This is a genomic window from Actinomadura barringtoniae, from assembly GCF_017573505.1.
Taxonomy (GTDB): domain Bacteria; phylum Actinomycetota; class Actinomycetes; order Streptosporangiales; family Streptosporangiaceae; genus Spirillospora; species Spirillospora barringtoniae.
Map to the genome: position 1 here is coordinate 126,706 of NZ_JAGEOJ010000028.1, position 8,360 is coordinate 135,065.

The window sequence follows — 8,360 nt, forward strand, 5'->3', positions numbered from 1 at the left end:
TGGACGAGCAGAGGCCCATGCTGGTTCCGGGCGGGGTGGGAGAGACCTACGCGCCGCGGGTGAACGCCAAGGTCGCCGAGGCGCCGATGCTGGAGCAGGCGCACCTGTACGAGCGGCTGCTGCGCCAGCGGATCATCTTCCTGGGGCAGGAGATCGACGACCAGCTCGCCAACCGCGTGTGCGGGCAGCTCCTGCTGCTGTCGGCCGAGGACGAGCGGCGCGACATCACCATCTACGTCAACTCCCCCGGCGGCGTGGTCGACGCCGGGCTGGCGATCTACGACATGATGCAGTTCGTTCCGAACGACGTGTCCACCGTGGCGCTCGGCATGGCCGCCTCCATGGCGCAGTCGCTGCTGTGCGCGGGCACGGCGGGCAAGCGCTACGCGCTGCGGCACGCGCGGATCATGATGCACCAGCCGCACGGCGGCATCGGCGGCACCGCCTCCGACATCAAGATCCAGGCCGAGCAGTCGCTCTACCTCAAGCGCGTCACCGCCGAGCGGACCGCCTTCCACACCGGGCAGCCGCTGGAGCGGATCGAGGCCGACTCTGACCGGGACCGCTGGTTCACCGCCGAGCAGGCGCTGGAGTACGGCTTCATCGACCACGTCGTCGACAGCACCGACCGGGTGGGGTCCTGATGGAGATCCGCAACGAGGCCCGCTACGTGCTCCCCTCGTTCGTCGAACGGACCTCCTACGGGGTCAAGGAGATGAACCCGTACAACAAGCTGTTCGAGGAGCGCATCGTCTTCATCGGCACGCCGGTCGACGACACCGCCGCCAACGACGTCACCGCCCAGCTGCTGGCGCTGGAGGGCATGGACCCCGACCGGCCGATCAACCTCTACATCAACTCCCCCGGCGGCTCCCTGACCGCGATGCTGGCCATCCACGACACGATGGACTACATCCGGCCCGAGATCGAGACCACCTGCGTCGGGCAGGCGGGCTCGGCCGCGGCGATCCTGCTGGCGGCGGGCTCCCCCGGCAAACGGGCCGCCCTGGTCTCCTCCCGGATCCTGCTCCAGCAGCCGGCGACCGACGTCATGCGCGGCCAGTCCAGCGACATGGAGATCCAGGCCCGCGAGATCCTGCGGATGCGCGACCGGATGGAGGAGATCCTGTCCCGCGCGACGGGCAAGAGCGCCGACGAGGTGAGGGCCGTAATCGACCGGGACCGGTTCTTCACCGCGGCCGAGGCCCTGGAATACGGCCTGATCGACCACGTCCTCACCTCCCGCAAGGCCGCCCTGCGCTGAAGGTTTTCTCCGGGCGGCCCAGGACGGCCGAAACCACAGGGTTGGATCCGGGCGGAGGCGGGAATCTTGTAGCGGTATCCAGCGTTGGTCAGTACAAGACCGCAAGCCGTCTGGGAGGCACGTGACGATGGCCGAGCGCGCACTTCGCGGCACCCGACTCGGAGCTACGAGCTACGAGAACGATCGCAACACCGATCTGGCCCCTCGGCAAGAGGTGGACTACACCTGTACCAAGGGCCACCGGTTCACCGTGACGCTCGCAGCTGAGGCCGAGGTGCCGATGACCTGGGAATGCCGTAGCTGCGGCGCCACCGCCCTGCGAGTGGACGGTGAACTTCCCCAAGCCAAGAAGGGGAAGCCGCCGCGTACTCACTGGGACATGCTCATGGAACGGCGGACGCTGGAGGACCTGGAAGAGGTTCTCGCCGAGCGCCTGGCGATCCTGCGGGCAGGCCGCAGAAAGACCGCATGAACTAACTGAAGCCGAGGCCGCTTCGACGAGACGGGCCCGCACCACTTCTTGTGGTGCGGGCCCGTTCACGTTGCCGGAGGATTGGCCTGTGCCGGTCTTTCCGCCGTATGGCGGCACGCCATACGGCGCAGCACCTTTACACAGTAAGGCAATGCCCTGCCTCGGGGGAATCGCCGGGCGCGTGCGACTCAGGAGGTCTTGCCGTTCTCCGGCGCGCGATCCTCGTCGTGGATCACCTCGCCGCGCACCACACCGCCCTGCGGGCCGCCGGGACGCCCCTCGGCGTCGGGAGCGGCGCCGAACGGGTCGAAGGGACCGCCGGCCATCCCCGGCGGGAACACGCCCGCCCGCGACTGCGCGGCCTTGATGCGGCGGCCCGCGTACGCGCCCAGCACCCGCCGCACCAGCGGCCGGGTGAACGGCAGCACGAACAGGAACCCGAACACGTCGGTCACGAACCCCGGCGTCAGCAGCAGCACACCGCCGACCAGCACCAGGGCGCCGTCGGCCAGCTGCCGGTCGGGCATCACCCCGCCCTGCAGCGAGTCCTGCAGCGCCCGCCAGGCCCGGCGCCCCTCGCGGCGCACGATCCAGCCGCCGAGCAGGCTCTCGGCCAGCAGCAGCGCGACCGTCTCCCACCCGCCGATCACCGAACCCACCTGGATGATCACGTAGATCTCCAGGATCGGCACGAGCAGGAAGGCCAGAACCAGGAACAGCGGCAGCATGGCGACCATCTTCGTCTAGCGGGGAGGTATACGCCTGGTTCAACGCCGGTAAGTGGCCGAACGTTTCCCCCGTTCGCCGACGGCGCAGCCCGCCAAGCCCCACCCGCCCGTGCCGGCCGCCCGTGCCGCCCGGACAGCCCGGACCGCCTCGCCGCTAGCGGCGGAGCTTGGCCGCGCGGTCGGACACGCCCCAGCGGGTGACCCGCCACATAGCCTCGGCGATGATGTCGCGGCTCATCTTGCTGGTGCCGTGGGTCCGTTCCACGAAGGTGATCGGGACCTCGACGACCTTCAGGCCCTGCCGCAGCGCCCGCAGCGCCAGGTCGATCTGGAAGCAGTAGCCCCGCGAGTCCACCGTGTCCAGGTCGATCTTCTGCAGGGTCGCCGCGCGGAACGCCCGGTAGCCGCCGGTGGCGTCGTGCAGCGGGACGCCCAGCATCAGCCGCGAGTAGGTGTTGGCGCCGCGCGAGAGCGCCTCACGCGACTTGGGCCAGTTCAGCACCTTGCCGCCGGGCACCCAGCGGGCGCCGATCACCAGGTCGGCGTCGGTCAGCGCCGACAGCAGCACCGGCAGCTCCTCGGGCTGGTGGGAGCCGTCGGCGTCCATCTCGACCATGACGTCGTAGCCGTGCTCGAACGCCCACCGGAACCCCGCGATGTAGGCGGCGCCCAGGCCGTTCTTGGCGGTGCGGTGCATGACCTTGACGTGGTCGTCGGTCTCGGCGAGCCCGTCGGCCAGGTCCCCGGTCCCGTCCGGGCTGCCGTCGTCGACGACCAGCACGTCCACGGGCGGCGCGGCCTCGCGGACCCTGCCGACGATGCGCTCGAGGTTGTCCCGCTCGTTGTAGGTCGGGATGATCACGAGCACCCGGCCGAGCTCGGCTGGGATCTCCATCGGTGTTACTTCCCCTCGTTCTTGCGGCGCGCGGTCCAGACGGCGGCGCCGATCGCGGCGACGCCGAGCAGCGTCAGCGCCCAGTCCGGCCCCGCCCCGAGCCGGTCGGCCAATGTGGTCGAGGTGCGCGCCGGCACACTCGCGACCGCCACGTCCGGCACGAACTCCTTCGACCGGTAGATCATCCGCCCGTCGGGGGCGACGATCGCGCTGATGCCGCTGGTGGCGGCGACCAGGACCGTGCGGCCGTGCTCGACCGCCCGGAGCCTGGACATCGCGATCTGCTGCGGTGGAAGGCTGGTCTTGCCGTAGGTGGCGTTGTTGGTCTGCACGACCATGATGTCGCCCTTGGCGACGTCGCGGACCTCTTTGTCGTAGGCGACCTCGAAACAGATCACGTCGCCGATGTTCACCGGGCCGAGCCGCATGACGCCCGACCGCTTGCCCTTGGCGAAGTCGCGGGGGATCCGGTCGAACCGCTTGATCAGCTTGGTGAGGATCTCGCGGAACGGCAGGTACTCCCCGAACGGCACCGGGTGCCGCTTCACGTAATAGTTGCCGGGGCCGGTGCGCGGGTCCCAGACGATGCCGCGGTTCTCCACGTGCTTGCCGTCGGGCGTGTCGACCAGCGCGCCGACCAGCACCGGGACGCCGATATCGCGGACCGCGCCGTCGATGGCGGTGTAGGCGTCCGGCTCGGCGTAGGGGTCCAGGTCACTGGCGTTCTCCGGCCAGATCACCAGCTGCGGCCGGGCGACCTTGCCCGCGCGGATCTCCTCGGCGAGCTTGTGGGTCTCCTTGACGTGGTTGTCCAGCACGGCCTTGCGCTGGCCCAGGAAGTCCAGGCCCAGGCGCGGCACGTTCCCCTGGACGACCGCGACGGTGATCGGGCGTCCGGCGGTCGGCGCGGGGATGGCGATCCCGGCGCCGACGACCGCCACGAGACCACCCAGCATGATCGCCAGCGGCCTGACCAGGGCCTTGGCGGGCTGGTCGGCATCCTCGCCGCGCTGCAGGACCGCGGCGGCGCCGTAGGCCAGCATGCCGCCGATCAGCGCCGTCAGGAAGGTGACCAGCGGCGCGCCGCCGACCGAGGCGTAGTGGGTGAGGGGCGTGGCGGTCTGGCTGAAGGCCAGCCGCGCCCAGGGGAACCCGCCGAACGGGACGTGCCCGCGCAGCATCTCCTCCCCCACCCACAGCGCGGCGGTCCACACCGGCCACCCGGGCAGCCGGGTCACCACGGCGACGCCGGCGCCGAGCGGGATGAAGTAGAGCGCCTGGACCAGGCTCAGGATGATCCACCCGTCCGGGCCGATCTTGGCGATGCCGGTCAGCACGGGCAGGAAGAACGCGGCGCCGGCGACGAACCCGACCCAGCAGGCGGTGCGGGGGCGCAGGCCGCGCAGCGCCAGCGTGAACACCGCGACGCCGACGGGGGTGAGCGGCCACCAGTCGATCGGCGGGAACGCCAGCCACATGATCAGGCCGGCCGCGACCGCGGCGAGGGTGCGCGTCCAGCCGGCCCGGCCCGCCGTCCGCAGCGCCCCGCTCACCCGGTCGCGCCGACCCGGACGCACGGCGGCCCCGGCGGCCTCCGGCGCCGCGGGGCTGTCCGGGAGCGTCTCCTGCGCCACATCGTCTCCTCGTTCGTCACGACCACTGGCCGGAACGCTACCCGGCCAGGCCGTCCACGGCGACCACAGACCCGCCCGGGTGCCCGGCCGGGCGGGGAACGAACGCAGACGAGCCCGTACAACGCAGACGAGCCGCCGGGGAGCTGGAGCCGGGGGGGGAGATGGAGCGGGGGTGGTTCAGGCCCTGGACACGGAAGAGGGCCCGTGACATCCATCGGGCCGGAGTCGTCCCACAGGCGGTGAGAACGAAGCACCGTTTTCTACTGGATGTCCGGGCCCTTCCCGGGTCCAGCCCCCCGCCCGATCGGGCGGCTCCGCCCTTGACGCGGCGCCGGTCACCACACCTGGCTCGGACGATGCGAGGGAGAGATTCCTGCTCGCCCCGTCTCGGCGCGGTCCGGTGGCGCCTGGAGCGGCCGATCGGTGAGTCCCGTGCTGGACTGCAGCAAAACTACCGACTTCCAGGGGGTTGTCAACCGCTTCACGTTCTGCGGCGACCCCCTCTTTCACCAGCTCCGAACCATGATCGCAGGTCGTCGGCAAATCACGGTGGTCACAGGGGTCACAACTGAGCAGGTGGCGGCGCCGGTACGACCACCGTTCCCGTCGCGGTGGCCACGATGACCGGTTCGGCGAGGACCTCGGCGGCCGACTCGCCCTTGTCCGGCCGGCCCCGGCACACCACCCGCGCCTCGAAGTCGATCGTGCGGCTGCGGCGCCCGACCCGGGTCACGGTCCCGGTCATCTCCACCACGTCCCCGGCGCGCAGTGGCGCCCGGAACTGGACGTCGGAGTAGGAGGCGAACAGGCCCTCGTCGTTGTCGGTGCGGATGCACACCTCGGTCGCCACGTCGCCGAACAGGCTCAGCACGTAGGCGCCGTCGACCAGGTTCCCGGCGTAGTGGGCGTGGGCGTAGGGCACGTACCGGCGGTGTGTGACCGTCAGCCCCTCCAGCGAACCGGTCATGAACGTCCTTCCCTGGGCAGCAGCGCGTGTACGAGGTAGCTGGCGACCTCGGCGGGCGTGGTGCCCTTGCCGAAGATGCGGTCCACGCCCAGGTCCTGCGGCGTGACGGTGTCGAAGCGCGGCCCGCCGACCACCAGCAGCGGGCGGCCCATACCGGCGGCGACCGCGGTGGGGTACTCGGCGTGGAAGGCGGCCGCGGCCTGCTTGGTGTTGTGCAGGTGGGCGTTCTTCTGCGTGACGACCTGGGAGACCAGCACGGCGTCGGCGTTGTCGGCCTTGGCGCGCTCGACCAGCTCGGGCACGGTGACCTGGGCGCCCATGTTGACGACCTGGATCTCGCGGTAGTACTCCAGGCCCTTCTCCCCCGCGAAGCCCTTGACGTTGAGGATCGCGTCGATGCCGACGGTGTGGGCGTCGGTGCCGATGCAGGCGCCGACCACGACCAGCCGCCGGTTCAGGGTCTCGCGGATCGCCAGGTTGACCTCCTTGGCGGTCAGCAGCGGGTACTCGCGGCCCTCGGGCACCGGGATGCTCGCGTAGTCGATCAGGTGCCCGACGCGGCCGTAGACGATGAAGAAGGTGAAGTCGGGGCCCATCGGCTTGGCGTGCACGACGCTGGCGGGGTCCAGGCCCATCTTGGCGGCCAGCTGCAGCGCGGCCGCCTCGGCGCGCTTGCCGGCCGGCACGGGCAGGCTGAAGGACATCTGGACCATGCCGTCGCCGGTGGTGTCGCCGTAGGGGCGGATCACCTGCCGGGTGTCGGCGGGCTCGGCCGGGGTCTCGGTGCCGGTGGCGCCGCTCGGGCTCTCGATGGTCATGCCGTCACCTCCTGCTCCGTGTGATCGTGCGGATCTTCGGTGTCGAGGATCTCGATGGCGGGGTTGAAGTAGTCGTCGGCGCGTTCGATGACGCCGTCCAGGCCCTTGCCGCCGTCGGCTGGGCGGCGGGTCACGCCGAACGTCCCCTCGCCGATGGCGCGCAGCAGCCCGTCGTCGTTGATGCGCTCCAGCAGCTCGATCGTCTCCGACATGACCTGGCGGGCGCGCTGCACGATGAACCCGTCGGGGCGCGGCACGAAGTCGTCGGCCAGGCCGCCCGCCGCGTCGCGGACGTAGCGGACGTTCTCCAGGGCCAGGTCGCGGTCCGACAGCCAGGGGGTGTGGATGCCCTCGGTCATCATCCCGATCAGGATGATCGACTGGCCGGTCATCACCCCGGCGAGGTTGAAGAAGGCGTCCAGCAGGTAGCCGGCGAAGATGTTGCCGGTCATGTGCTTGGTCGGCGGCATGTACTTCAGCGGCGCGTCGGGGAACAGTTCCCGCACCAGCTGCGCGTGGGCCAGCTCCAGCCGGAACGACTCGGGGATCTGCGGGTTGATCTCGAAGGCGTGGCCGAGGCCGAGCAGGGCGTCGCTGAGGCCCGCCTCGTGCCCGAACCGCTCGTTCAGCAGCTGGCTGACCACGACGGTGTGGGCGGCGTCCACGGCATCGGCGGTGGTGAGGTAGTTGTCCTCGCCGGTGTTGATCACGATGCCGGCGCGGGCGTGGATCTGGCGGGAGAAGCGCTGGTCGATGAACGTGCGGCGGGGGTTGATGTCGCGGAAGATGATCCCGTACATGCAGTCGTTCAGCATCATGTCCAGGCGCTCGAGCCCGGCCAGCGTGGCGATCTCGGGCATGCACAGCCCCGAGGCGTAGTTGGTGAGCCGCACGTAGCGGCCCAGCTCGCGGGACACGTCGTCCAGCGCCGCCCGCATCAGCCGGAAGTTCTCCTGTGTGGCGTAGGTGCCCGCGTACCCCTCGCGGGTCGCGCCCTCGGGAACGAAGTCCAGCAGCGACTGCCCGGTGGAACGGATCACCGCGACCACGTCGGCGCCCTCACGCGCCGCCGCCTGCGCCTGCGGGATGTCCTCATAAATGTCGCCGGTCGCCACGATCAGATAGATCCAGGGCTGGGCCGGGTCGCCGACCTCACCGATGATCTTGTCGCGTTCGGCGCGTCGGTGGTCGATCAGGGAGATCCCGCCGCGCGCCGCCATGCGGGCGGCCTCGCGGGCCTTGTCGGCGTCGCCGCCGCCCGGCAGCCGGAACGAGACCCGCCCCCGGGCGGCGGCCTCGGCGAGCTCCACCAGCGACCCGTGCGGGCCCGCCAGCAGCGCGTCCCAGACGGGAAGGGCGACGCCGTTCTCCAGGCCCACCTGGGCGCGGACGGCGTCCACCAGGTGGTTGGCCCACGGTCTGCCCTCGCTGTCGGCACCGGCCAGCCCGGCCAGCCGCAGCAGCGCCCGTTCCACCGAGACCGTCGTGTGGGTCCGGGCCATCTCGATGATCGGCTCGGCGGCGCGCGCGGCCAGGCCGTCCGCGGCCGAGGCTCCGAAAGCGTCCGCGGGCGGCGGTTCGG

9 protein-coding genes are annotated in these 8,360 nt (G+C 71.0%); 3 read left to right on the top strand and 6 right to left on the bottom strand.

The genetic code is table 11. The features are described from left to right. Positions 1-86 precede the first annotated feature (86 nt). The 3 genes from J4573_RS47240 (at position 87) to J4573_RS47250 (ending at position 1,736) form a co-directional block, all read left to right on the top strand. Positions 87-644 (top strand): ClpP family protease, encoded by a 558-nt coding sequence (locus J4573_RS47240; protein ID WP_243774749.1) that lies wholly within the window; start codon positions 87-89, stop codon positions 642-644. Further along, positions 644-1,264 (top strand): ATP-dependent Clp protease proteolytic subunit, encoded by a 621-nt coding sequence (locus tag J4573_RS47245; RefSeq protein WP_208262973.1) that lies wholly within the window; start codon positions 644-646, stop codon positions 1,262-1,264. Before J4573_RS47240 ends, J4573_RS47245 begins: the two co-directional genes overlap by 1 nt. Before the next feature lie 127 nt (positions 1,265-1,391). Then, on the top strand, positions 1,392-1,736 hold the full coding sequence (locus J4573_RS47250) for an RNA polymerase-binding protein RbpA (protein WP_160827007.1): 345 nt from the start codon (positions 1,392-1,394) through the stop codon (positions 1,734-1,736). 188 nt (positions 1,737-1,924) lie between these two features. On the opposite strand, the gene J4573_RS47255 is transcribed toward J4573_RS47250, so the two are convergent. The 6 genes from J4573_RS47255 to kamD all read right to left on the bottom strand — a co-directional run. Continuing rightward, positions 1,925-2,464 (bottom strand): FxsA family protein, encoded by a 540-nt coding sequence (locus J4573_RS47255; RefSeq protein ID WP_243774720.1) that lies wholly within the window; start codon positions 2,462-2,464, stop codon positions 1,925-1,927. Between the two features lie 154 nt (positions 2,465-2,618). Beyond that, the gene (locus J4573_RS47260; RefSeq protein ID WP_208262974.1) at positions 2,619-3,359 is read right to left on the bottom strand and encodes a polyprenol monophosphomannose synthase; all 741 of its coding nucleotides are present in this window, start codon (positions 3,357-3,359) and stop codon (positions 2,619-2,621) included. Between the two features lie 5 nt (positions 3,360-3,364). Beyond that, positions 3,365-4,993, bottom strand: coding sequence for an apolipoprotein N-acyltransferase (gene lnt / locus J4573_RS47265; protein ID WP_208262975.1), 1,629 nt, complete (start codon positions 4,991-4,993; stop codon positions 3,365-3,367). A gap of 562 nt (positions 4,994-5,555) precedes the next feature. Continuing rightward, a complete protein-coding gene (kal, locus tag J4573_RS47270; protein WP_208262976.1) occupies positions 5,556-5,960 on the bottom strand; it encodes a 3-aminobutyryl-CoA ammonia lyase in 405 nt (134 codons plus the stop codon). Then, positions 5,957-6,778 carry a lysine 5,6-aminomutase subunit beta gene (kamE, locus tag J4573_RS47275; protein WP_208262977.1) on the bottom strand — a complete coding sequence of 274 codons (822 nt, stop codon included), beginning with the start codon at positions 6,776-6,778 and terminating at the stop codon, positions 5,957-5,959. The genes kal and kamE overlap by 4 nt, the downstream gene beginning before the upstream one ends. Further along, on the bottom strand, positions 6,775-8,360 hold a 1,586-nt coding region (gene kamD, locus J4573_RS47280), incomplete at its 5' end, for a lysine 5,6-aminomutase subunit alpha (RefSeq protein WP_208262978.1). The genes kamD and kamE, both read right to left, overlap by 4 nt.

What these genes read in the sequence shown, in the direction of transcription:
- J4573_RS47240 (WP_243774749.1), top strand. Translation starts at nt 87, where the DNA reads ATGCTGGAGCAGGCGCACCTGTACGAGCGGCTGCTGCGCCAGCGGATC.
- J4573_RS47250 (WP_160827007.1), top strand. Translation starts at nt 1,392, where the DNA reads ATGGCCGAGCGCGCACTTCGCGGCACCCGACTCGGAGCTACGAGCTAC.
- kamE (WP_208262977.1), bottom strand. Translation starts at nt 6,778, where the DNA reads ATGACCATCGAGAGCCCGAGCGGCGCCACCGGCACCGAGACCCCGGCC.
- J4573_RS47255 (WP_243774720.1), bottom strand. Translation starts at nt 2,464, where the DNA reads ATGCTGCCGCTGTTCCTGGTTCTGGCCTTCCTGCTCGTGCCGATCCTG.
- kal (WP_208262976.1), bottom strand. Translation starts at nt 5,960, where the DNA reads ATGACCGGTTCGCTGGAGGGGCTGACGGTCACACACCGCCGGTACGTG.
- J4573_RS47245 (WP_208262973.1), top strand. Translation starts at nt 644, where the DNA reads ATGGAGATCCGCAACGAGGCCCGCTACGTGCTCCCCTCGTTCGTCGAA.
- J4573_RS47260 (WP_208262974.1), bottom strand. Translation starts at nt 3,359, where the DNA reads ATGGAGATCCCAGCCGAGCTCGGCCGGGTGCTCGTGATCATCCCGACC.